General features: G+C 72.1%; 15 protein-coding genes. 5 read left to right on the top strand and 10 right to left on the bottom strand.

The window, feature by feature from the left end:
• Positions 1-12: 12 nt before the first annotated feature.
• The 4 genes from ACLQ2N_RS22260 to ACLQ2N_RS22245 are packed head-to-tail and all read right to left on the bottom strand — an operon-like array spanning position 13 to position 6234.
• Positions 13-2565 carry a family 78 glycoside hydrolase catalytic domain gene (locus ACLQ2N_RS22260; RefSeq protein ID WP_425815674.1) on the bottom strand — a complete coding sequence of 851 codons (2553 nt, stop codon included), beginning with the start codon at positions 2563-2565 and terminating at the stop codon, positions 13-15.
• Positions 2562-3932 carry a four-carbon acid sugar kinase family protein gene (locus ACLQ2N_RS22255; RefSeq protein ID WP_425815672.1) on the bottom strand — a complete coding sequence of 457 codons (1371 nt, stop codon included), beginning with the start codon at positions 3930-3932 and terminating at the stop codon, positions 2562-2564. The genes ACLQ2N_RS22260 and ACLQ2N_RS22255 overlap by 4 nt, the downstream gene beginning before the upstream one ends.
• Positions 3929-5194 carry a RuBisCO large subunit C-terminal-like domain-containing protein gene (locus ACLQ2N_RS22250; protein ID WP_425815670.1) on the bottom strand — a complete coding sequence of 422 codons (1266 nt, stop codon included), beginning with the start codon at positions 5192-5194 and terminating at the stop codon, positions 3929-3931. Before ACLQ2N_RS22250 ends, ACLQ2N_RS22255 begins: the two co-directional genes overlap by 4 nt.
• Before the next feature lie 32 nt (positions 5195-5226).
• Positions 5227-6234 carry a zinc-dependent alcohol dehydrogenase gene (locus ACLQ2N_RS22245; RefSeq protein ID WP_425815668.1) on the bottom strand — a complete coding sequence of 336 codons (1008 nt, stop codon included), beginning with the start codon at positions 6232-6234 and terminating at the stop codon, positions 5227-5229.
• Between the two features lie 236 nt (positions 6235-6470).
• Here ACLQ2N_RS22245 and ACLQ2N_RS22240 point away from each other — a divergent pair, with 236 nt between their 5' ends.
• Genes ACLQ2N_RS22240 through ACLQ2N_RS22225 form a run of 4 tightly spaced genes read left to right on the top strand, consistent with a single transcriptional unit; the run spans position 6471 to position 12601 of the window.
• Positions 6471-8192: a hypothetical protein gene (locus ACLQ2N_RS22240; RefSeq protein WP_425815666.1), complete on the top strand. Its 1722-nt coding sequence runs from the start codon at positions 6471-6473 to the stop codon at positions 8190-8192.
• Positions 8189-9598 (top strand): glycoside hydrolase family 28 protein, encoded by a 1410-nt coding sequence (locus tag ACLQ2N_RS22235; protein ID WP_425815664.1) that lies wholly within the window; start codon positions 8189-8191, stop codon positions 9596-9598. The genes ACLQ2N_RS22240 and ACLQ2N_RS22235 overlap by 4 nt, the downstream gene beginning before the upstream one ends.
• A gap of 11 nt (positions 9599-9609) precedes the next feature.
• On the top strand, positions 9610-10947 hold the full coding sequence (locus ACLQ2N_RS22230) for a glycoside hydrolase family 28 protein (RefSeq protein WP_425815662.1): 1338 nt from the start codon (positions 9610-9612) through the stop codon (positions 10945-10947).
• The gene (locus ACLQ2N_RS22225) at positions 10934-12601 is read left to right on the top strand and encodes a DapH/DapD/GlmU-related protein (RefSeq protein WP_425815660.1); all 1668 of its coding nucleotides are present in this window, start codon (positions 10934-10936) and stop codon (positions 12599-12601) included. The genes ACLQ2N_RS22230 and ACLQ2N_RS22225 overlap by 14 nt, the downstream gene beginning before the upstream one ends.
• On the opposite strand, the gene ACLQ2N_RS22220 is transcribed toward ACLQ2N_RS22225, so the two are convergent.
• Positions 12547-14604, bottom strand: coding sequence for a hypothetical protein (locus tag ACLQ2N_RS22220; protein WP_425815658.1), 2058 nt, complete (start codon positions 14602-14604; stop codon positions 12547-12549). The two genes, ACLQ2N_RS22225 and ACLQ2N_RS22220, sit on opposite strands and share 55 nt — an antisense overlap.
• Positions 14605-14763: 159 nt before the next feature.
• On the opposite strand from ACLQ2N_RS22220, the gene ACLQ2N_RS22215 reads away from it, so the two are divergent.
• Positions 14764-16248 carry an ABC transporter substrate-binding protein gene (locus ACLQ2N_RS22215; protein WP_425815656.1) on the top strand — a complete coding sequence of 495 codons (1485 nt, stop codon included), beginning with the start codon at positions 14764-14766 and terminating at the stop codon, positions 16246-16248.
• Between the two features lies 1 nt (position 16249).
• Here ACLQ2N_RS22215 and ACLQ2N_RS22210 read toward each other — a convergent pair whose 3' ends face one another.
• The 5 genes from ACLQ2N_RS22210 to ACLQ2N_RS22190 are packed head-to-tail and all read right to left on the bottom strand — an operon-like array spanning position 16250 to position 21870.
• Positions 16250-17185 (bottom strand): DUF5605 domain-containing protein, encoded by a 936-nt coding sequence (locus ACLQ2N_RS22210; RefSeq protein WP_425815654.1) that lies wholly within the window; start codon positions 17183-17185, stop codon positions 16250-16252.
• A 38-nt stretch (positions 17186-17223) separates the two neighbouring features.
• A complete protein-coding gene (locus ACLQ2N_RS22205) occupies positions 17224-18645 on the bottom strand; it encodes a DUF5060 domain-containing protein (RefSeq protein ID WP_425815652.1) in 1422 nt (473 codons plus the stop codon).
• Positions 18642-19700, bottom strand: a complete 1059-nt coding sequence (locus ACLQ2N_RS22200) for a sialidase family protein (protein WP_425815650.1) — start codon at positions 19698-19700, stop codon at positions 18642-18644. The genes ACLQ2N_RS22205 and ACLQ2N_RS22200 overlap by 4 nt, the downstream gene beginning before the upstream one ends.
• Positions 19701-19750: 50 nt before the next feature.
• Positions 19751-20815 carry an ABC transporter ATP-binding protein gene (locus ACLQ2N_RS22195; RefSeq protein ID WP_425815648.1) on the bottom strand — a complete coding sequence of 355 codons (1065 nt, stop codon included), beginning with the start codon at positions 20813-20815 and terminating at the stop codon, positions 19751-19753.
• A complete protein-coding gene (locus ACLQ2N_RS22190) occupies positions 20812-21870 on the bottom strand; it encodes an ABC transporter ATP-binding protein (protein ID WP_425815646.1) in 1059 nt (352 codons plus the stop codon). The genes ACLQ2N_RS22195 and ACLQ2N_RS22190 overlap by 4 nt, the downstream gene beginning before the upstream one ends.
• Positions 21871-21877: the final 7 nt, after the last annotated feature.

Raw genomic sequence — 21877 nt, 5'->3', positions numbered from 1 at the left:
GCGGTCGCCCACTCATCGCGTCGTCCAGTCGCCGGGGACCGTGAACTCGCAGGTCCCGGGCTCCACTTCCCGTACGTCCCGGCCGCCGCCGGGCAGGGGCAGTTCCACCCTTGAGGGTGCGCCGGGCGGGAGCGTGACAGTCAGCCGGAATGCGTCCGGCCGTCGGTGCCAGGCCACGGAGGCGCGGCCTCGCGGTGTCTCGTACCAGGCGCTCGCCCGGGTGAGGCCGCCGACCGGGGCGGGCCGGACGACGATGTGCTCGTACGCGACGGAGTCCGCCGCCTGCCGGAGTCCGGCCAGGGAGGCGGTGAGCCATTCGGATGCGGCGCCGAGCATGAAGTGGTTCTGGGAGGAACCGCGGGTGGGGCCGTCCCAGCGTTCGGTCAGCGCGGTCGCGCCGTGAGCGAGCTGGTAGCCGTAGCTGGGGCTGTCGGTGCGGCTCAGCAGGTCCGCGACGACGTCGTCGCGTTCGTGCGCGGACAGGACGCGCAGCAGTGCGGGCAGGGCGATCTCGCCGACGGTGACGTGGCCGTCCGCTGCCCGGACCGAGTCGACCAGGTGGTCCAGCACGGCCGGGGTCTCCTCGACCGGGACGGCGCCCATCTCCAGGGCGAGTGCGTCGCAGGCCTGGCTGCCGCTGCCGTAGGTGTGGCGGGCCGGGTGGAAGAACTCCGTGTGGAAGGCCCGGGCGACGCGGTCCGCGAGCCGGCGGTGGTCGGCGGCGTCGTCGGGCCTGCCGATCGCCTCGGCGATGTCGCCCAGTGCGGCGGCGATGCGCTGGTGGGCGTAGGTCGCGGTGACGGCTTTGGGGGTGGAGTTGTCGAACGCGATCCAGTCGGCCAGTCCGTGGTGCAGCAGCAGGCCGTCGTCCGAGCGGGAGTGCAGGTGGCCGAGGTAGCGCAGCATGTCCGGGTAGTGGGTGCGCAGTGTCGTGGTGTCGCCGTAGGTGCGGTACAGGTGCCAGGGGGCGAGGACCAGGGCGCCGCCCCAGTTGGGATCGTCGCGGAACTTGTCCTCGAACACGGTGTACTCGGGGGCGATGCCCGGCACGAGGCCTTCGGCGGTCTGCGCGTCGGCCATGTCGCGCACCAGCTTGCGGTAGTACGCGGCGACGTCGTAGCCGCCGGCCACGGCGGGGAAGACGAGGTGGGCCTGCTCCAGCCAGCCCAGCTTTTCGCGGTGCGGGCAGTCGGTGAGGACGCTGAACATGTTGCCCTGGACGGCCCGGTCGATGATGCGGTGGATGCCGTTCAGCAGGTCCGACGAGCAGCTGAAGCCACCGGCAGGCGCGTTGGCGGTCCGCATGACCTCGCCCCGTACGGTGTCCGGCGTGGGGTCGCCGGGCAGTCCCTCCACCTGGAGGTAGCGGAATCCGTGGTACACCGTCGCCGGGGTCCAGACCTCACCTTCCGGGTCCCCGCGCAGGGTGTAGCTGTCGTAGCAGGGCGTGCCGGTGAAGCGCTGGTTCACGGTGCCGTCGTCGGCGAGGAGTTCGGCGGGGCGGATCACGACGGACGCGCCGGCGGGTCCGGTGACCGCGAGGCGCGGGCGGCCCGCAATGTTGACGCCGAGGTCGAAGACATGGACGCCGGGCCGCGGTTCGGCGACCGATACCGGCGCGAGGGTGTCGACCGCCTCGACGGGCGGGTGGGTACGGGCGTTCAGCGTCACGCCCTCCAGCGGGGCCTCGACGGCGGCCCGCCACCCCGCGCGGTCGTGTCCGGGGCGGTCCCATCCGTGCCGTTCGAGGCGGGCGTCGTGCTCCTCGCCGCCGAACCAGGCCGACAGGGTCACGGGGCCCCCGGCGGCATGCCAGGACCCGTCGGTGACCAGCGTGGTGGATGTGCCGTCGGCGAGGACGGCGTGGAGTACGGCGATGGCCCGGGGGCGGCCGTGGTCGATGCGGAGTTTGGCGTAGCGCCCCGGGACCTTCGGTGCGTGCGCGATGCCGTTGCCGAGGCTCAGGCCCACGGTGTTGGCGCCCGGGCGCAGTGCGTCGGTGATGTCGTAGGTGGCATAGATCAGACGCGTTCTGTAGTCGGTGTAGCCGGGTTCGAGGAGGGCGCGGCCTGCGCGGACGCCGTTGACGGAGGCCTCGTAGGAGCCGAGGGCGGTGGCGTGGAGACGGGCCGTGACCGGGGCGGACGGCAGGTGGAAGTCCACGGCGAGGAGCGGGAGCCGGGCGGGCCCGCCGGTGTCCGGGGCGGTGATCCACCGGGCGCCGGACCAGTCGGCCGCGGTGGGCAGCCCGGTCTCCCACGTGGCGGCGGAGCTCCAGGGCGAGAGTCCGTCGTCGTACCGGACCCGGACCCGCCACCAGACGCGCCGGCGGGCGCCGGGAGGTTTGCCGTCGTAGCGGACGCAGGTGCTGCGAGGATCCTCCACCGGTCCGCTGTCCCAGAGGTCGCAGGCGCCGGAGGTCAGCAGGCGGGGGTCGGTGGCGGCCTGGATCCGGTAGCCGCGCTGCCGGCCGGCGGGCCGCCATGAAAGATCCGGGTGCTGCTCGTCGATGCCGAGCGGGTCGGCGAGATGGGCCGTACGCAGAGTGTGCGGTGCGGTCGTCACGTCCCGGGCTCCCTGGGTGGGTCGGTGGTCGGATCGGTGGAGCGGATGCGTCCCGCCACCCGGTCGAAGAGGTCGACCGGGCCGGCCTGGCCGCCCTTGAGGACGGCCGACACGCCGTCGAGGCGCGGGGCTTCGAACGTCAGCCGGCACAGGGCGGCGCCGGGGGCGAGCAGGGTGTCGATCTCGGCGGTACGGGTGCCCAGTCGGGCGGCGACCCGTCCGGCCGTGTCACCGCCGGCCACCACGACGCGGCGCACCCCTGCGTCGACGGCGGCCCGTACGGCGTGGACGAGGATGCCGCCGAGTCGGTCCGCGGGGTCCCCGCCCGGAGCGTCGCGGCGGCCGGCCGGCACGGCGTGCACGATGACACCGGGCGCGCGGCCGCCGAGGGCCTGCAGCACCGCCTCGCGGAGCCGGGCCAGGGCGACGGCCGAGGTGTCGCAGCCGTGCTCCGGGTCCACCGGCACCGGCACGTCCGCCCAGCCGTGGTCCGTGGCGTGGCGGATCTGGGCGGCGGTACGCAGGGCCCGGCTGCCCGAGACGACGATCGCACGGGCGGGTTCCGGCGAGCCGTAGGGGTGTGTCCGCCCGCTGCCGGCGAGGATCTGGCCGACCGCGAGGCTGAGGCCGCCCGATCCGAGTGCGAAGACGGGGGGAGGGCCGCCCAGGAGCGCCAGCCGGGCCGCGCGCCGGGCGTGCGCGGGCGTCAGCGCGTCGAGCACGACGAGTCCGGGGTGGCCGGCGGCCGCCGCCTCGTAGGCGAGCCGGGCCTCGGCGAGGGGCAGTTCGTACGCCGTCAGGTCGAGGCCGGCGACGGGGAGTCCGGTCTGCCGTGCGAGGTGCTTGCGCAGGTCGGACTCGCCCATGGGGGTGACGGGGTGACGGGACATGGTGGGCTGGCGGTCGAGACGGTGCACCCGGCCGTCGTCGTCCCGCGCGAAGTGGTGGCCGAAGGCGGTGTAGCGCCCGAAGTCGGGCTGCGCGGCCAGGACGGGCACGGGCGCCCGGCCGAACACCTGGTGGCCGGTCTCGGCGGCACGGCCCAGGCTCCCCGTCAGGGGCGAGGAGTCGGCGGTGGAGCAGATCTTGTACTGGACGAATCCGGCCCCGGTGGCGCGCAGTTCCTCCAGGACGGGCCGGATCACGTCGGCCATCTCTTCGGTGGGCAGCGCGCGGGCGGCGCCCGCCACCCCGATCACATCGAACCCGCCCGTGGCGGCGGCCTTCCGCACCGCGCCCGGGTCGAAGAGCAGGACACCGCGCAGGCCTGCCCGGTGGAACTGGGCGAGTGCGTCGGTGGACCCGGTGACGTCGTCGCCGTAGAAAGCCGCCAGGGGCGGGGTCACGCCGACGGGTGAGGCCGTCATCCGCGGATCCCGCCGAACCGCTCCAGGGCGAGGGCCAGTGTACGGTCCCGGGCGGCCGCCTCGGCCAGTGGTTCGCCCTCCGCCGCCGCCCGCCACGCCGAGCGCATGGCCGCGACGCCGGCGCCGGGTCCCTGCGGGTGGGCGTGGATGCCGCCGCCGGCCAGGACCAGCAGGTCGGACGTGCCGGTGAGTTCCAGGGCGCGGTGTGCCAGGCCGGGCCACTGGCCGGAGGAGAGCACGGGCAGGGCCTCGTAGCCGCCGAGGAACGGGGTGCGCATCGCGTGGACGGAGGCGACCACGTCCTCGTCGGTCTCGTAGAACTTGCTGCCGATGCCGCCGACGTGGAGCTGGTCGACGCCGGAGAGCCGGGCGAGTTTCTGGAAGACCAGAGGGCTGATGCCGATCTGCGGGCTGCGCAGCAGTGCCCCGCTCATGGCGCGGTGCCCGTGGATCGGCAACGTCGCGTGTGCGCGCAGATGGGCGACGCCCGCCAGGCCCACGGTCTGCACGCACACCATCACGCAGGTGCCGCCGGCCTCGCGCACCAGATCGTGGTTGGCTTCGAGGCGTCCGATGTCGTCGGTGATGTTGAAGGCGTACATGGTGCGGCGGCCGGTGAGGTCGGCGGCCCGGTCGAGTTCCTCGTTGACGACCTTGATCCGCTCGCGCAGGGGGGCGTGCGGCGGGTTCCCGTTGAGTTCGTCGTCCTTGACGAAGTCGATCCCGGCCATGGCCAGTTCACGGACGAGGGCGCGCAGCGCATCGAGCCGGAGGCCGACCCCTGGCTTGACGATCGTGCCGATCAGGGTGCCGTCGGGGGCGCCCATGAGGCGCCGGGTGCCGGCCGTGCCGAAGGCCGGGCCGGGGTAGCGTCCGGCGAACGGGGCCGGCAGGTCGAGGTCGGCCAGGCGCACGGCGGCCATCTCGCGGAGTTCGAAGAGGTTGCCCGCGACCGCCGCCAGCAGGTTCGGGACGGACGGGCCGAAGTTGTGGAGCGGGAAGGCGATCCGGACGCGGGCGCGGTGGGGGCGCGGGCCGGCCTCCGGGGGTCTGGCCGCCCCGGGCAGCGGGGTGTTCCCTGAGTCGGGGAGGGGGGTCACCTCGACGACGGTCGCCCCGAACCGGGTGCGCAGTGCGTCGCTCTCGCCCGGGACGCGTACGAAGGTGCCGGTGGACTGCTCGTTCGCCAGTACCTCGGCCGCAGCCCGGGGCGGCAGCCAGCTTTCGACGTCATACACCGCGACGACCTGTTGGTCCGCCATGCCTGCCTCTCTTCTGTACGGGCTCTTCGGGGTCAGCGCGCCGGGTCCAGCAGCACTTTCATCACGTCGGCCCCCCGGTCGAGCTCCTCGAAGGCGTCCTGGGCCGCAGCCAGCGGCGCCGGTTCGGCCGTGATCAGGGGGCGTACGTCGAGCGCGCCGCCGGCCACGGCACCAGCCGCGGCGCGGAAGTCACCGGGGGTGTACAGGGAGGAGCCCTTGACTCGGATCTCCTTGAGCACCAGCGGGTTCAGCCCGGCGCGCACCGTGTCCCCGAACATCGGCAGCACGACGACGGTGCCGCGCGGGCGGCAGAGGGCAAGCGCCTCGTCCATGCAGCCCGGGTGCCCGGAGGCGACGACGACGGCGTCGAAGGCGCCGGCCCGTCCTTCTCCCGCCACCGCTCCGTGGCGGGCGTCCAGGGTGCGGCAGCCGGTGGCGTGGGCGGCCAGGCCGAGTGCCCGGGGCCGCACGTCGGTGACGAGGACGTCCTCGGCGCCGTGCAGGCGGGCGACCGCCGCGGTCAGGTGGCCGATGGTGCCCGCGCCCAGCACCGCGAGGCGGGTCCCGAACCGCACGCCCGCCGTCCCCGCCGTGTGCCAGGCGACCGCGGCGGGCTCGATCAGCGCACCCTGTGCGTACGACAGCGCACCGGGCAGCGGCACGAGTGCGCGTCGCGGCAGCACGACGTACTGGGCGAGCAGCCCGGGGAGGCCCGCGCCGGGCAGCCGCCGGTACGCGCACAGGTGCGACAGCCCTCGCTCGCAGTGTCCGCACCGCCCGCAGGACGCCAGTGGCAGCACAGCGACCTTGGTGCCCTGCGCGATCGTGCCGTCAGCGGCCTCCGCCACCCGGCCCGCGCCTTCGTGGCCCAGAACCACCGGTGGCTCCCGGAACGGATGGCGGCCGCGGAAGGCCGCGGTGTCGCTGCCGCACAGGCCCACCGCCCGCATCTCGACCAGGGCCTCCCCCTCACCGAATGCCGGAACCTCGGACTCCACGATCTCGATCCCGCCGGCCCGCTTCAGCACGGCACTGCGCATCAGCCCTCCGCCCACTCCCTCACCCCTTCCTCTCCGTTGCTGGCATGCCACCTTGAGAGGGGCGAACGTCCGGAACCGTAGAACCCCTGAAAGGCGGCGTCAACACCCTCAACTTCCCCAACATCGGCTCATGTGCAGCACTTTCGCGACTCTTGACGCCCTTCACTGGCGCGCTTAGCGTCTTTTCCCGACGCGCGCACCACTGATTCATCGGACTCAGAGACGGCGTGAAAACGATGACTGGCATACCAGCAACCCTGCTCTTGGAAGAACGGGCCGAGCTGGCCATGAACGCCGTGGTGGGGCTGGCCGACCCCGATCTCGGCGGCATCCCCTTCTTCGGGGCCGACCTGACCGCCGAGCCGGCCGCGCTGCGGCACGGCGACTGGGACTACGGCTCCAGCCATGGCCGGCTCACCGACGCCTGCGTGCTCGCCCGGCAGATGAGCGGCGTCTCTTCGTGGAGCGACGTCGAGGCGGTGTACAGGAAGACACTGCTCGCCCTGATCGGCGACGACGGGCTCACCCGGCGGCGCAGCCATCCGCGCGGCCACTGGGAGCCGAACGCGAACATGATCGACCAGCGCGCCACCCTGCTCGCGCTCACCACCTGGTACCAGGAGAGCGGCGACGAGGAGGCCGCGGTCGCGGCCGACCGGCTGGTGGCGGCACTGCACCGGATCGCGGTCAAGGAACGCGACGTCTGGTATTACCCGGCGTCCGAGTACACCGACCGCGGCTGGCCATCGGCCAACGCGGTACAACTCCATCTGGCCCCGGATCCGGCCTCGTTCTGCGGGCGGCTCATCATGCCGCTGCTGCGCTGGCACAGGCTGACCGGCAACGAGCAGGCCTGGGAACTGTGCGGGTGGTTCGCCCGGCTGATCACCGAGCACAGCGGGGTGTTCCTTGCCGACGGCTCGTTCAACTCGGCACTCGCCTACCGCAGCGGGCACTTCCACACCCGGCTCGGCACCCTGGACGGCCTGGCGCGGTACGCGGTGGACTCGGGCGACCACGCCCTGACCGAGTTCGTGCGTCGCTCCTTCGACTGGGCGCTCGGCCGGTGCACCGCCTTCGGGTGGACACCGGGCGACCTGGCCGGCCAGCGCTACGAGCACGAGACCTGCTCGCTGGTGGACCTGATCGCCATCGCGGGCACCCTGGCCGGCGCGGGCCACCACCACTACTGGGGCGTGCTGGAGCGTTTCCTGCGAGGCCATCTGACCTCCGCTCAGCTCCTGGACGTCTCCTGGGTCCGCTCGGCGCCCGACCGTACGCTGGACGAGCCGGGGTGGGTCACTCACCACCGGGTCGGCGAGCGGCTGCGCGGCGCGTTCGCCGGGTACGGCGCACCCAACGACTACGTCAGCGACAGCGTCCTGGGCCGGGGCCACACCGCGGACGTACAGGCCTGCTGCGTCGGATCCGGCGTCCGCGGCCTGTTCACCGGCTGGTCGCTCGCCGTCACCGGCGACGAGCGGCTGTTCCGCGTCAACCTGCTGCTCAACCGAGGCAGCCGGTTCGTCCATGTGCTCAGCCACCTCCCGCACACCGGGAGGGTGGACCTCGACGTCCGCGAGGACTGCCGCGAACTGCGGCTGCGGGTCCCCGCCTGGGCGGGCTACGCGCAGGTGCGGGTGGTGCGCACCGCTCCCGGCGGGAGCGAGCGCACCCTGCACGGGCACGAACCCGGTCTGTGGGCCTGTGACGGATCGCTCTCCGTGCGCGAGCCCCGCGCGGGCGAGCGTGTCACCGTCACCTTTCCCCTGCCCGAGAACGTCACCGACGAGACCGCCGCCGGACGTGTCTACCGCACGCGCTGGCGCGGCGACGACGTCATCGGCATCACCCCGGAAGGAATCACCCGACCCATGTATCCGAACCGCACCCCCTCGCCGCAGGCCCCGCTGCGCGAGCACACGCTGCACGTTCCCGCGAAGGAGTGGTCCTGGTGAAGACTCCCGACCGCAGGACCTTCCTCGCCACGGCGGGTCTCGCCGCCGCCGGGATGGCGGCCGGCACCTCCGCCGCGCACGCGGACGGGTCCACAGTGCCTGGGGCGCAGCGCCGGGCCGCCCGCATTCTCGCCAAGATCCACGACCCGCGCTTCCCGGAGCGGCGGGTGTCGATCGCCGACCACGGAGCCGTCGGGGACGGCGTGCACGACTGCACGGACGCCATCCGGGACGCCATCGAGACATGTGCGCGGGCCGGCGGCGGCCACGTCGTGGTGCCGCCCGGCGAGTGGCTGACAGGGGCGATCCACCTCCGGGACCGGATCGACCTCCACGTGGAGGAGGGGGCCACCCTGCGGTTCCAGCAGGAGCCGGAGGCGTATCTCCCGGCCGTCTACACGCGGTACGAGGGCGTCGAGTGCTTCAACTACTCGCCGCTGGTGTACGCCTTCGAGTGCCGCACGGTGGCGGTCACCGGGCGGGGCACCCTCGACGGGCAGGCCGACTGGACGCACTGGTGGGACTGGACCAAGGGGGTGGGCGGGGGCCCTTCGCCGCAGAACCCCGACATCAAGCAGTTGCTGGCGATGGGCGACGCGGGCACCCCCGTCACGGAACGCGTCTTCGGCGCGGGGCACTTCCTGCGGCCCAACATGATCCAGTTCTACCGCTGCCAGGACGTGCTCGTCGAAGGCGTCACGGTGAGCAACTCGCCGATGTGGAACATCCACCCGGTGCTGTCCACCAACGTCACTGTGCGCGGTGTCACCGTGGACAGCCCGGTCGGGCCGAACAACGACGGGGTGGACCCCGAGTCCTGCTCTTACGTCCTCATCCAGGACTGCCTCTTCGACACCGGTGACGACTGCATCGCCTTCAAGGCCGGCAAGAACGCCGACGGGCGGCGGGTGGGTGTGCCGATGGAGCACGCCCTGGTCGAGCGCTGCGAGATGCGCGACGGGCACGGCGGCGTCACCCTGGGCAGCGAGAACTCCGGCGGCATCTCCGACATCGTCGCCCGGCACTGCGTGATGGACAGCCCGCGCCTGGACCGGGCGATCCGCCTCAAGTCGAACCCGCTGCGCGGCGGTTACCTGCGCGACGTGCTGTGCCACGACATCACCGTAGGCGAGGTCGGGGACGCGGTCGTGGAAATCGCGCTGGACTACGAACGGGTGGAGACCGGTGATTTCTACCCGGACGTGCGGCGGATCGAGATCCACCGGGTCACCACCACCGCGGGGCCGCGCGCCTGGACCTTCATCGGCAACGACGCCAACCCGATCCACGACGTCCTGCTGAGCGAATGCGCCTTCAACGGCATGACCGGTCCGAACGAGCAGCGCAACATCGAGGGCCTCGTGCTCCGCGACGTCACCATCAACGGCCAGGAGGCGTCGCCTTGACCGGCCGGCAGATGAGAAAGCCGGCAGACCCTCCGGTCGCGGACCCGTGGGCGGAGGCGGACGCGGTGGCGGCCCGGGTGGTGCCGCCACGGTTCCCCGGCCGCGAGTTCCCGGTGACCGCGTACGGCGCTGCCGGCGACGGGAGGACCGACTGCACCCACGCGATCAGGCAGGCCGTCACGGCCTGCCACTCGGCGGGGGGCGGCCGGGTCACCGTCCCGCCCGGGGTCTTCCTCACGGGTCCGGTGAGACTGCGCAGCCAGGTGGAGCTGCACCTGGAGGAGGGCGCCACGCTGCGCTTCGTCCAGGAACCGGCCCGGTACCTGCCGCCCGTGCTCACCCGGTTCCAGGGCGTCGAGTGCTACGGCTACGCCCCGTTCATCCATGCCCATGACGAGCGTGACATCGCGGTCACCGGTTCCGGGGTGCTGGACGGCCAGGCCGACGAGGAGCACTGGTGGCCCTGGGCCGGGCAGGAGGAGTTCGGCTGGCGGCCGGGCATGCCGCACCAGGAGCAGGACTGGCCCGAGCTGTGGCGGCAGGCCGAGGACAACGACCCGGTCGAACAGCGCGTGTACGCCGACGGACGGTACTTCCGCCCCGACTTCATCGAGTTCCGGCGGTGTCACGGCGTGCTGATCGAGGGGGTGACGATCATCCGCTCCCCCATGTGGGAGATCCACCCGGTGCTGTGCACCAACGTCACCGTCCAGGATGTGGTGATCGACAGCATCGGCCCCAACAACGACGGGATCGACCCCGAGTCGTGCCGGGACGTGGTGATCCGGCGCTGCGACATCACGGCCGGCGACGACTGCATCGCCATCAAGTCGGGGCGCGAGGCCGACGGCCGCCGGGTCGCCACGCCGAGCGAGAACATCGTGATCGAGGACTGCGTGCTGCGTCACCGCTACGGAGCGATCACCCTGGGCAGTGACATGACCGGGGGCATCCGCAACGTGTACGTACGGCGTTGCCGCATCGGCGGACCGGGCCTGTACTTCGGCCTGTACATCAAGACCAACTCGGTGCGCGGCGGCTTCGCGGAGAACGTCCACCTGACGGACCTGACGGTCACCCACCTGACCAAGGAGTTCATCACCTGCGACTTCGACCGGGGCGAGGGTGACACGGGTGCCTACCCGCCCCGGGTGGAGAACGTCAGCGTCAGCCGGGCGACGGTCGGCCGGGCCCGCCGGGGCGTGCTCGCCCGGGGTTACGCCCACGCGCCGATCCGGAAACTGCTCCTGCATGATGTGAAGTTCCAGGAACTGGCGGAGGAGGACATCGTCACGCACGTGTCCGGATACGCGAGGGAGAAGGTGACCGGTGGCCGTGACGGACGGTGAGGCACGCCCAGGGCGGTTCGATCACTGCCCTTGGGAGTTCTGGAGCAGGAGCGACGACGAGGAGCGTGCCGCGCAGCTCGCCCACCAGGAGGCGCTCGCGGAGCGCCTGCGCGCGGACGGCGGGACGGCCGAGTTCGGCGACCGGGTGTTCGTGTCTCCATGGGCGGGGATCCACACCGATTCCCTGCGGATGGGCGACCGGTCGTACGTCGGCGCGCACGCGGTCGTCACCGACGAGGTGTCGATGGGCCGCAACTGCACGCTCAACCCGTTCACCACGGCCCGGGGCAGGGTGCTGATGGGGGACGGGGTGCGGGTGGGCGCGCACACCTCGCTGCTGGGGTTCAACCACGGCTTCGCCCCGGGCGCGCCGGTCCACAAGCAGCCCTTGACCTCGAAGGGGATCGTCCTGGGAGACGACGTGTGGATCGGTTCCCACGTGGTGGTCGTGGACGGGGTGACCATCGGCGACCACTGCGTCGTCGGGGCCGGGGCGGTGGTCACCAAGGACCTGCCGGCCTGGTCGGTGGCGGCGGGCAGCCCCGCACGGAGGCTGCGGGACCGGCGGGACACCGCGCCGGGTCCGGTCCCTTCCTCTCTCCGTCCGTCGGCGGGCGCTCTCGACGGACGGCTCGAGGCGTTCGCGCGGCGGGCCCGGGAACAGGCGGCCGAGGTGCTGGGCCGCTGCCGTACGGAGGGTGTGCCGGCCGACCGGCCGGGGGCCACGCCCACAGTGCGCGCCGGCTGCGACGCGGTGGAGATCGCGGACCTGCTGCTGGGCGGCCCGCCGCCCGGTGAGGACCGCGACGCACTGGTGGAGCGGTTGCGGGCGCTGCAGGACCCTGTGACGGGACTGGTGCCGGAGGTCGGTGGCTCCGCCCCGACGCTGGACGACCACGCGGCGATGTATCACATCCTCTGTGTCGGCTACGCGCTCGGCCTGCTCGGCTCGCGCTTCGCGCACCCGGTGCGGGCCGTCACCGAACTGCCGGCCGAGCGGCTGGTGGAGCGCCTGGACGCGCTGCCGTGGCGGACCGAGGCGTGGCGCAGCGGGAACTGGGTCGACGGGGTGGGGACGGCGCTGCACTTCGCCTCCCCCGGCGCGTCGCCGCAGGCGGAGGCGTTGTTCGGCTGGCTGCTGACGCGGGCCGACCCACGGCACGGCCTGTGGGGCGAACCGGATGCCAGGGAGGGCTGGCGACAGCCGGTCAACGGCTTCTACCGGGTCTCGCGCGGGTCGTTCGCGCAGTTCGGGCTGCCGGTTCCGTATCCGGAGCGGGTGGTGGACACGGTGCTGGCGCACAGCCTCGATCCGGCGTGGTTCGGTCCGTACCGGGGTACGGCGTGCGACGTCCTGGACGTGGTCCATCCGCTGTGGCTCTGTGCCCGGAGCACCGGGCACCGGGCCGGTGAGGGCCGGGACTGGGCGCGGGGGCAGTTGGAGCGGGTGCTGACCAGGTGGCAGGACGGCGCCGGGTTCTCCTTCGCCCTGGAGCCCGGGGAGAGCAAGGACCGTGTCCCCGGACTTCAGGGAACCGAGATGTGGCTCGCGGTGACCTGGCTGCTCGCCGACCTGCTCGGGGTCGGCGAGGCGCTCGGCTACCGCCCGCGGGGCGTCCACCGGCCGGAGCCGGCGCCCGTCGGCGCCGGCTGAGGGGACCGGCCGGACCGCATGCGCAGCACCTGGGACAACACCTGGGCCGTCACCCAGGAGGGGTTCCAGGTGTTGCTGCTTCCGCGGTCCTGCCAGTTGGTGGGGAAGAAGCCCTCGGCCTGCTCTCCCGGGTCGTCGAAGCCCCACTCCCCCGGCCGGGTGCAGATGCCCTGGCCGAGGGCGTTCAGGATGAGTTCGCCGAGCTCGCGGTAGACCGGCCGGTCCACGAGGCTGCCCAGCCGGGCGAGTTCGTACGCCGGGAAGAACACGTCGATGTGGTGGTTCTGGACGCTGACACCGGGCCAGCCGGTGGTGGAGAAGCCGTGTCGGAAGGGCGTGTCCCACTGGTAGACCCAGGTGAGGAGCCAGTCGGCGGCCTCCTGGGCGCGGTCGGCCCACCGCTGATCGCCGGTGAGCCGCAGCAGCTCGTAGGTGCACAGGAAGAAGGCCATGCCTCCTTCCTTGTCCTCGCAGGCGGCGTCGAGCGTGGCACGGGCGAAGGGGGTGGTGTAGTCGTCGGCGAAGCGCCGGTGGTACTCCTCCACGAGCGCCCCGGCGTCACGGAGCAGGTGCGGTTCGCCGGTGACGCGGTACGTCTTGAGCATCGCGAGGACACACGGCAGCCCGGCCGTCCCGGCGAAGGAGGTCAGGGGCGTGCCGTCGGTGAGCCAGCCGAAGGGCGGCCTGCCGTCGCCGCAGGCCGCCGCGACGCCCGCGGTGAGCGTCCGCACCCACGTGTCGGGGACGTCGAGGCCGTGCCGGCGGAACAGCCGCACGATGTCGGCGAGATCGCAGAGGTTGTCGCCGAAGGCCCGCGCCGAGACGTACGGGCCCTCCTCCCCGTCGAACCCGGTCCAGAGGCGCTCACCGGTGGCGTAGAAGCTGAAGTGCAGTCCGGGCGCGCCGGGGACCGCGCTGCCGGCCAGATGGAACTCCACGGCCTTGCGGCAGCGTTCGACGCGTCGGGGTTCTTCGTTCTCGATGCCCAGGCGGGCGTCGCACCAGGCGAGCCGGAGGCTCTGGCCCGTCCATCCGTACATGAACCCGGCCCGGTGGCCGGGGCCGGTGAACTTGAGGTAGCCGGCGGCGTCGCCGTCGTCGTACCAGCGCCGGTCGAGGGCCTCGGTCTTGAGGCGGACCGTTGCGTCCGGGGAGAGGGGATTTGCGCCGCGCGGCCGGTACAGGGCCAGACCGCGGTGGACGAGGGTGCGGAAGCCGTGTCCCGGCCGGCTGGCGCGGCCCCAGTCCAGGGCGTGGTGGGCATGGTGCTCCTCGCCCGGGGCCAGGTCGCGGTAGCCGGCCGTGCACGGGGCGGTACGGGCCTTGTGGACGTAGGCCACGTCGGGCTCGCCGTTGAGGAGCAGGGCGCCGCTCACGCCGAGCAGGGTGACCCCCCGGGGCCGGTGGATGGCGCCGAGGGAGCCCGGGCCCGGCCGGGCCGTGAAGAGAGTGGCATACCGGTCCTGGCCGCCGCTCTCCCACTCGGCGTGTGCGCAGGGGACGGGCAGCCGGTGGTCCTCGACGACGAGTCCGCCGGTGTCCGCCGCCAGGCGCGGGACGACGCGGCCGGGGTCGGCCGAGGGATTGCCCCGGTAGAGGACCTGGGGCAGCGTGACCGCTTCCGGCCGCAGGGCGGGCAGCGGCAGGGCGATGCCCAGGACGACGTCCCGGCAGGGGGTGCCACCGTTCCAGCGCCAGGTGGTACGGAGGTGCAGCAGGTCGTCCTCGAAGAGCAGGGAGAGCCGGACCTCCAGCTCGGACGGGTCTGCGAAGGTGCAGTGGATCTCCAGCAGGTCCCCGGCGGACCGCGCCTCGAAGGCTCCGACGCCGGGCCGGGTGGGGGCCCAGGGGCGGCCGGCGGAAACGACGAGGAGGTCATCCAGCGGGATGGCGAGCCGGGCCGGCTCCCCCTCGTCGTCGTGGCCGAGCACCAGTCGCGACGGGCTCTTTCCGTCGCCTTCGGCGAACTCGGCGTACCTGGCTCCGCCACTGATCCTCAACATTAACAACTCCCTTTTCTGTAAGCACTGTTGACCGTTCGAACTGTCAGGTGAACCATTGTGGCATTCGCCTGGCATACCAGTGGCGTTCCTCGCCGGCCCCATCGTCCGGCCCGTCGTCCGGGCCGTCGGCGATTCCCCCTAGAAGGAAGAGGCACACGTATGACCCCGCACCCGCAGCAGAGTGAACAGCAGCCGCCGAACCGGCGGAAGTTCGTCGGCGGAGCAGCCGCCGCGATCGGCGCCGCGACGCTCACCGGAGTCGGCATCGGCGCGTCCACTCCGGCCCAGGCCCGCACCACCACCGCGCGGGTCACCACCTCCGCGTCCGGCGCCTCCTGCACCACCATCCCGAACAAGTACGGTGAGCCGTTCGAGGTCTGCGACGACGAGCTGTTCGTCTTCATGGCCAACTACAAGCCGTTCGAGTACCCCGGCTTCTTCGACACGGTCGTGGGCGACGCGATGCGCGCGGCCTTCCCCGGCCTCAAGATCAAGGCCGTGGCCTGGGACCAGCCGATCCGGTACGAGGACCTGGACAAGGCGGGCATCGTTCCCGATCTCATCCTGGAGGACCCACGCCGGCGCATCGACCGCGATCTGGAACCACGCGGCTGGACCCGCGACCTCACCGACGACCTGCGGGCCACCGGCATCGACCTCGGCTCCCTCAACCCGGGCGCCGTCGCCCAGATCAGGGCCCGTTCGGACGGCGGTCTGTACGGGGTGCCGGTGTTCCTGGACGAATACATCCTGTTCCACAACAAGAAGGTCTTCGACAAGAAGGGTCTGAGGACCCCGGCCAACGGCGTCACCTACGACGAGGCCTTCCGCCTCGCCAAGAAGCTGACCTTCGAGCAGGACCTGGTCGCGTACAAGGGGTACCTCCAGCATCCGGACCAGTACCTGGAGCTCAACCAGCTCGGCCTGTATCCGTTCGTGCCCGGGCAGGGCGGCACGCCCGCGCCCGAGGACGTGAAGGTGGACATCACCTCAGAGGGCTGGCAGCGGCTCGGCAGCAACCTGGAGCGCTTCCTGCTCCACCCGCACAACATCTTCACGACGGTGGACGACTACCTCACCACCGGAAGCGTTGCGATGGCGGTGGACAACCTCCGCAAGCTTCCCGCGTACGCGGGAAGCTCGCTGTACCTGGAGGAGGACGACGCGGACGAGTGGCGCGAGCTGGCCAAGAAGATCGACCTGGGCATCACGTCCGTGCCGGTGCTCGGCAGCGGCGACAACGCCGGCTACCAGCCCAACACCATCGCCGCGTTCCTGCCGCCGCAGTCCTCCAAGAAGGCCCAGGCACTCCAGGTCCTCAAGTGGCTGGTGTCCCAGGAGGGCCAGACCGAGCTGTCCCGGCACGCCCTGAAGCCCGCGCTGCGCTCGGGCGCCGTCGAGGCCGCCTTCGGCACCGCGATCCCCGAGCTGGACAGGATCGACACCTCGGCTGTCTTCTGGAGTGACAACGCCGTCGTGCAGGACTACGAGAACACGGAGTTCTGGGACCTGCCGCTGTACATGGTGTTCCGGCAGCACGTCCTGCGGGACGGGCTGAAGGTCTCCTCGGCGCTGGAGATCACCGAGAAGACCGACATCCCCGCCTACATCAAGTCCCAGGTGGCGGCCGGCTTCGACTGGTGAGTCACCGCCTGCGGAGCCGTATCGCGAGGTACGGCTCCGCGGGCAGTTCGACCGTCACCCGGTCGCCGTCGGCGTCGTCGAGCGCCCGCACCGACATGTTCCAGGTGTCCAGGACCTCCACGCTCCAGGTGCCTCCGGGCAGTGCGAAGGAACGCCTGGGGTAGCGGTGCGGCCCGAGGTACTGCAGGACGTACTCGCCGGGCGCCTCCAAGGTCGAGGCGTCGTACGTCTCGGGAGTGTGGCCGAGGCCCGCCGGGGCCGTGCCGAGCACATCCCCGAGGAAGGCGACCCGCTCCACGGCTGTGCCGCTCAGCCGGCCGCCGCCGTCGCTCCAGGCGTCCTCGCCCCACGCCTCGGCGTGCCCGCCGTAGCCACCGCGGCACACCGCCTCCCAGAGGCGGCAGAGCAGTTCTGTTCCGGGCAGGGCACGCTCCGGATCCTCCGGGTCGTCGCCCTCGGCGCCGCAGTCGTCGACCAGGACCGGCTTGCGCAGATCCCGCACCAGGCCCGACACGGCCCGCGTCTGCGGGTGCGCGACCGAGGCGTGCGTGATCCACGGGGCGCCGAAGTCGGTCCCTGGCGGGCCGTGCACGGTGAGCGGATGGTGTCCGTGGTCGTGCTCCTGCACATCGGTCTGCGCCTCGTGGTCGGAGGGCGCGCACCACCAGACGTTGGGCCGACCCGCCAGCCGGGCGACGGTCCTGGGGATGTCCCGGCCGTCCAGCATCACCTCCGCCTGGAGGCCGAGTGCGCCGAGCGCCACGACCTGGTGATCGAGGACGTCCAGCGGAAGGGCGCGGTCGAGCAGCCGCACCTTGGTGAACGGGGCGTCCTTGAGGGCCCGCAGGGTCGTCTCGTCGGCCTGCGGGACGCTGGTGGCCAAGGGATGGAAGGGGGTTCCGTCCTCGTGCCGGAAGCGGGTTCCGTGTACGCGCACGGGCCCGTGGTCCCTGTGCGGAGCCGCAGAGTGCGTTGTCATGTCGCCTTCCGGATGCGCAGGGCCAGGTCCGGCCGGTGGTCCGTCGGAACGCGGACCGTGCCGCGGTGCGGCCCGCCGGGCAGCGGACTCACCGTCATGTTCCACGTGTCGATCAGGTCCAGGGCCCGGGGGACACCGTCGTCGGGCAGTTCCACGTCGTGATGGCGGTGCAGCCGGTCGCCGAAGTACCGGAACCGCGCGTCGGGCGACTCCTCCCACAGCCGGCGCTGGAACGCGATGCGTGCCGGGATCTCGCCGTGCAGCCGGCCACCCCGGGAGATCCAGGCCCAGCCGTCCGGATCCTGCTCGGGAAAGCACTCGCCGTGTCCGACGTAGGCGCCCGCAGCCATGCCGTGCCAGAACTGGCGCAGCAGCACCCGGCCCGACAGGTTGCCCCAGCGGCGTCCGAGCACCCCCTCGTAGCCGATCTCGTCGATCACCACCGGCTTTCGCACCCGGTCCAGCCACTCGGGGGCCTCCCGGGCGTCCCAGTGCTGGATGGACTGGTGGGTGGTCCAGGCGTGGCGGAAGTCGTAGATCTGCTCGTACTCGTACATCCGGGTACCGTTGTGGATGGACCGCAGGTGCTGGTACGGGTCGCGGCGCTGGACGTACTGGCCGATGCGGGTCCAGTCCTCGACGGTCTTGGCCTTGTTGAAGTCGTACTCGTTGGCGACCGACCACCAGACGTTGCGGTAGGCGGCGAGGCGGGCGACGACGTACCGGACGAGGAACAGGTCCTCCCCGGGGCTCATGTCGTCGACACCCCAGTGCCCCTTGTCGTACGGGTGCAGGATGATGACGTCGGCCTCCACGCCCAGCTCCAACAGGTCGCGCACCCGTGCTTCGAAGTGGGCGAAGAACGCCGGGTCGAAACGGGACCTGTCCAGCTCGCCGGGCCGGGGCCGGCCCGGTCCGAGGCCGGGGAAGACCAGCCGGGGCGGTGCCATGTCGAGCGTCGGCAGCAGACACATGCGGACCTTGTTGAAGGGGGACGCGGCGAGGGTGCGCAGTGTCTCCTCCTCCGCCTTGAGGTCCTCGTCGTGGGTCCAGTGGTAGCAGGTGGTGCCGAACGGCAGGTACCGGGTGCCGTCGGCGAACTGGAAGGTTCTCGGGCCCGCGACCCGGACCGGGCCGTGGTTGCCCGGGCCGGCCGGGGTGCAGGTGAATCCGCCTGCGGTGCCGTCGAGGGCCGGGGTGCCGGAGCGCGTGGTGTACGTCCAGGGGCCTTCCCGGTCCGGCATGAACCGGACGCGGTAGACGCCGTCTCCGTCGTAGAAGCCGTCGACGGGCACCACCCGGTGGCCGTGGCGGAACTCCGCGCCGAACTCGACGTCGCGGAAGGGGTTCCCGTCGGCCGGGCCGTCGAGCGTCAGCTCGAAGGTGCCCCAGCGCTCCACCGTCGTACCGGTGGTCATGAGTGTCCTTCCCTGACCCAGTCCTCGGAGACGGTGACGTGCTTGATCGTCCTGCGGAGGTAGGAGTAGGCGATATGCAGCAGTCCGTCCCGGCGGCTCTGCATGACGCAGGGGTAGGAGTAGCCGAACTCACCGGCCTCCCAGTACTCGTCGTCGGCGCGCTGGAGGTCGCGGCGCACCGGCCAGGTGCGGCCGTCGTCGTCGGAGAGGGCCACCGTGAGCGGGGTGCGCAGCGCCTTCCGGCGACGGCCCTCGCCCTCGCCGACCCAGCGGAACTCGCCACGTTCCAGGCTCGCGTGGTTGTAGACCAGAGCCAGGGCACCGCTGTCGAGCCGGGTGACCTGGACGCCGGAGTTGTTGTTGGGCAGTTCGGTCGGCGCCGCCCTGCTCCAGGTGCGTCCGGAGTCGGTGGACACGGTGGTGTGGATGCGGTCGGCGGCGCGGCTGCGCAGCAGGCCGAGCAGCGAACCGTCGACGCGCCGGACGACGCTCATCTGGACCAGGTGGTCGCTCCCCTCCACGTCGTACTCCTTCCAGGAGGCGCCCTCGTCCTCGCTGATCAGGACGGTGCTGTGCTCCCCCTCGGCGCGGCAGCGGTAGGTGGGCAGCAGCAGGCTTCCGTCACCGGGGTCGAGCGGCGGGTTGCGCACGAAGATGCCCGGTCCCTCGTGGGCGATGTGCGGGGGGTCCCAGGTGCGGCCGCCGTCGTGCGAGGTGCGGGCGACCAGGTGCGCGGTCTTCTGGTCGTGCGGCTCGTTGGACGGGTGGAACAGCCACACGGTGCCGTCCGGCCGCTGGTCGAGCACCGGGTTCTGCTCGGAGCGGTCCGGGTCGGCGGACATGGCCATGGCCCCGGTCCAGCGGTCGCCGCCGAGCGGCAGCCGGGACAGCACCACATTGGTGTCGCGGTCGCCCTCGTCGGGGCCGTTGAACCAGGCGCAGAGCAGGTCGCCGTCGTCGAGTTCGAGGAGGCTCGCGGAGTGGCTGTCGCCCGGGTGCGGGGCGGGCAGCAGCGCCTCCCGCACACCGGGATCGCCCGGCCGGGCACGCAGCACGCCATCGAATCTCGGGTCGCGCGCCGGCCCCCTCCCCTGTTCGCTTTCCGTCATGCCCGGCATCCCTTCAGTTCCAGTTCTCCGGCGAAGTGGCAGGCCGACGTCCTGCCGGGTGCGATCTCCCGCAGCGCAGGCACCTCCGTGCGGCAGCGGTCGCGCGCGTAGAAGCAGCGCGGGTGGAACGGGCAGCCCTGCGGCACGTTCGAGGCGTCGGCAACCTCACCGCGCAGCACCACGCGCTCCCGGCGGCGCGCCCCCGGGTCGGGTTCGGGCACCGCGGACAGCAGGGCCTCGGTGTAGGGGTGCAGGGGCTGCCCGTACAGCTCGTCGGTCGCCCCCGTCTCCACGACCTTGCCCACGTACATCACCGCGATCTCGTCGGCCATGTACTCCACGACGCCCAGGTCGTGGGAGATGAACAGGTACGTCAGGTCGGACTCGTCCTGGAGGTCCTTCAGCAGGTTGAGGATCTGTGCCCGCACCGACACGTCGAGGGCGCTGACGGCCTCGTCCGCCACGACCATGCGCGGGGCGAGGGCGAGGGCACGGGCGATGCCGACGCGCTGGCGCTGGCCCCCGCTGAAGGCGTTGGGGTAGCGCCGCAGGTACTCGGGGCGCAGCCCGACGCGACGCAGGAGCTCGGCGACCCGCTCCTCGGTCTCGGCGGTGCCGATGCCGAGGTTGACACGCAGAGGTTCGCCGATGATCTGGAGCAGCGTCATGCGGGGGTTGAGCGAGGCGAACGGGTCCTGGAAGACCAGCCGGATCTCGCTGCGGTACGGCTTGAGGGCCCGCTCGTCGAGCTTGGCCAGGTCGACCACCGTGCCGTCGGTGCGACGGTAGGAGATCTCGCCCGAGGTGGGTTCGAAAACCCGCATCAGGCAGCGGCCCAGGGTGCTCTTGCCGCAGCCCGACTCCCCCACCAGCGCCACCGTGCGCCCTGCCGGGACGGTCAGGTCCACTCCGTCGACCGCGCGTACCCGGCCGACGGCGCGGCCCAGCAGTCCTCGCCGGATGGGAAAGTGCTTGGTGAGGCCGTGGGTCCGCAGCAGCGGGGCGGTCCCGGTGGCCGTGGCCGGGGCCGTGGCCGTGACTTCGGAAGGCGGTGCCGTCATGGGGTGGTCTCCTCGTGCTCCTCGTGCTCCTCGTACAGCAGGCAGCTCACCGCGCCCGGACGGTCCCGGTCCCGCTGCGGCACCGGGACCGTCACGTCGCAACGGCCGGCCATGAACTCGTCGCAGCGCGGGTGGAAGGAACATCCTGACGGCCTGCGGTAGGAATGGGGCACCATGCCCCGTACCGGCCGGAGCCGTTCACGCGATCCGGACCCGAGCCTGGGCACCGAGCGCAGCAACGCTCTGGTGTACGGATGGCGCGGCGCCCGGAACACGTCCTCGACGCGCCCCTCCTCTACGACGGTGCCCAGGTACATCACGGCGACGCGGTCGGCCATCTGGGCGGCGACCCCGAGGTCGTGGGTGATCAGCATGACCGCCATCGCGGTCTCCTCCTGGAGACCGCGCAGCAGGTCCAGGATCTGGGCCTGGGTGGTGACGTCGAGCGCGGTCGTCGGCTCGTCGGCGATGAGCAGCTGCGGACCGCAGGAGAGCGCCATGGCGATCATGACGCGCTGCAGCATGCCGCCGCTCATCTGGAACGGGTACTCGTCGACGCGCCGTTCGGGTGCGGGGATGCCGACGCGGCCGAGGAGTTCGACGGCGCGGGCACGGGCCTCGGCCTGGGTGACACGCTCGTGGAGCCGGATCGCCTCGCCGATCTGGTTGCCGATCGTGTGCATGGGGCTCATCGAGGACATCGGTTCCTGGAAGACCATGGCGACCCGCTTGCCCCGCACCTCCCGGACGATCCCGGGGGCGGCGCTCACCATGTCGGCCGTGCCCTCGTCGGTGCGCACCCGGATCTGCCCGCCGGTGATCCTTCCGGGCCGGTCCACGAGACGGAGCACGGAGCGCGCCATGACGCTCTTGCCGCAGCCCGACTCCCCGACCACGGCGAGGACTTCACCCCGGGCGATGGCGAGGTCGACGCCACTGACGGCCTGCACGACGCCGTCATCGAGTTCGAACTGCGTGTGCAGGCCCTCGATTTCGAGAATGTTCTGCTGCGGTGACGTCTGCCGACGCTCCCGCGATGCCTCTGTCGTCGGCATCACGCCC

Origin of the sequence: Streptomyces sp. DT224, assembly GCF_049844595.1 — a bacterium.
GTDB lineage: Bacteria > Actinomycetota > Actinomycetes > Streptomycetales > Streptomycetaceae > Streptomyces.
The sequence above is the reverse complement of the archived record's forward strand: the minus strand, read 5'-3'. Positions and strand labels throughout refer to the sequence as shown.

Excerpts from the sequence above, each read along its gene's own strand:
- ACLQ2N_RS22245 (WP_425815668.1), bottom strand. The coding sequence starts at position 6,234 with ATGCGCAGTGCCGTGCTGAAGCGGGCCGGCGGGATCGAGATCGTGGAG.
- ACLQ2N_RS22195 (WP_425815648.1), bottom strand. The coding sequence starts at position 20,815 with ATGACGGCACCGCCTTCCGAAGTCACGGCCACGGCCCCGGCCACGGCC.
- ACLQ2N_RS22230 (WP_425815662.1), top strand. The coding sequence starts at position 9,610 with ATGAGAAAGCCGGCAGACCCTCCGGTCGCGGACCCGTGGGCGGAGGCG.
- ACLQ2N_RS22240 (WP_425815666.1), top strand. The coding sequence starts at position 6,471 with ATGACTGGCATACCAGCAACCCTGCTCTTGGAAGAACGGGCCGAGCTG.
- ACLQ2N_RS22220 (WP_425815658.1), bottom strand. The coding sequence starts at position 14,604 with ATGTTGAGGATCAGTGGCGGAGCCAGGTACGCCGAGTTCGCCGAAGGC.
- ACLQ2N_RS22255 (WP_425815672.1), bottom strand. The coding sequence starts at position 3,932 with ATGACGGCCTCACCCGTCGGCGTGACCCCGCCCCTGGCGGCTTTCTAC.
- ACLQ2N_RS22190 (WP_425815646.1), bottom strand. The coding sequence starts at position 21,870 with ATGCCGACGACAGAGGCATCGCGGGAGCGTCGGCAGACGTCACCGCAG.
- ACLQ2N_RS22215 (WP_425815656.1), top strand. The coding sequence starts at position 14,764 with ATGACCCCGCACCCGCAGCAGAGTGAACAGCAGCCGCCGAACCGGCGG.
- ACLQ2N_RS22205 (WP_425815652.1), bottom strand. The coding sequence starts at position 18,645 with ATGACCACCGGTACGACGGTGGAGCGCTGGGGCACCTTCGAGCTGACG.
- ACLQ2N_RS22250 (WP_425815670.1), bottom strand. The coding sequence starts at position 5,194 with ATGGCGGACCAACAGGTCGTCGCGGTGTATGACGTCGAAAGCTGGCTG.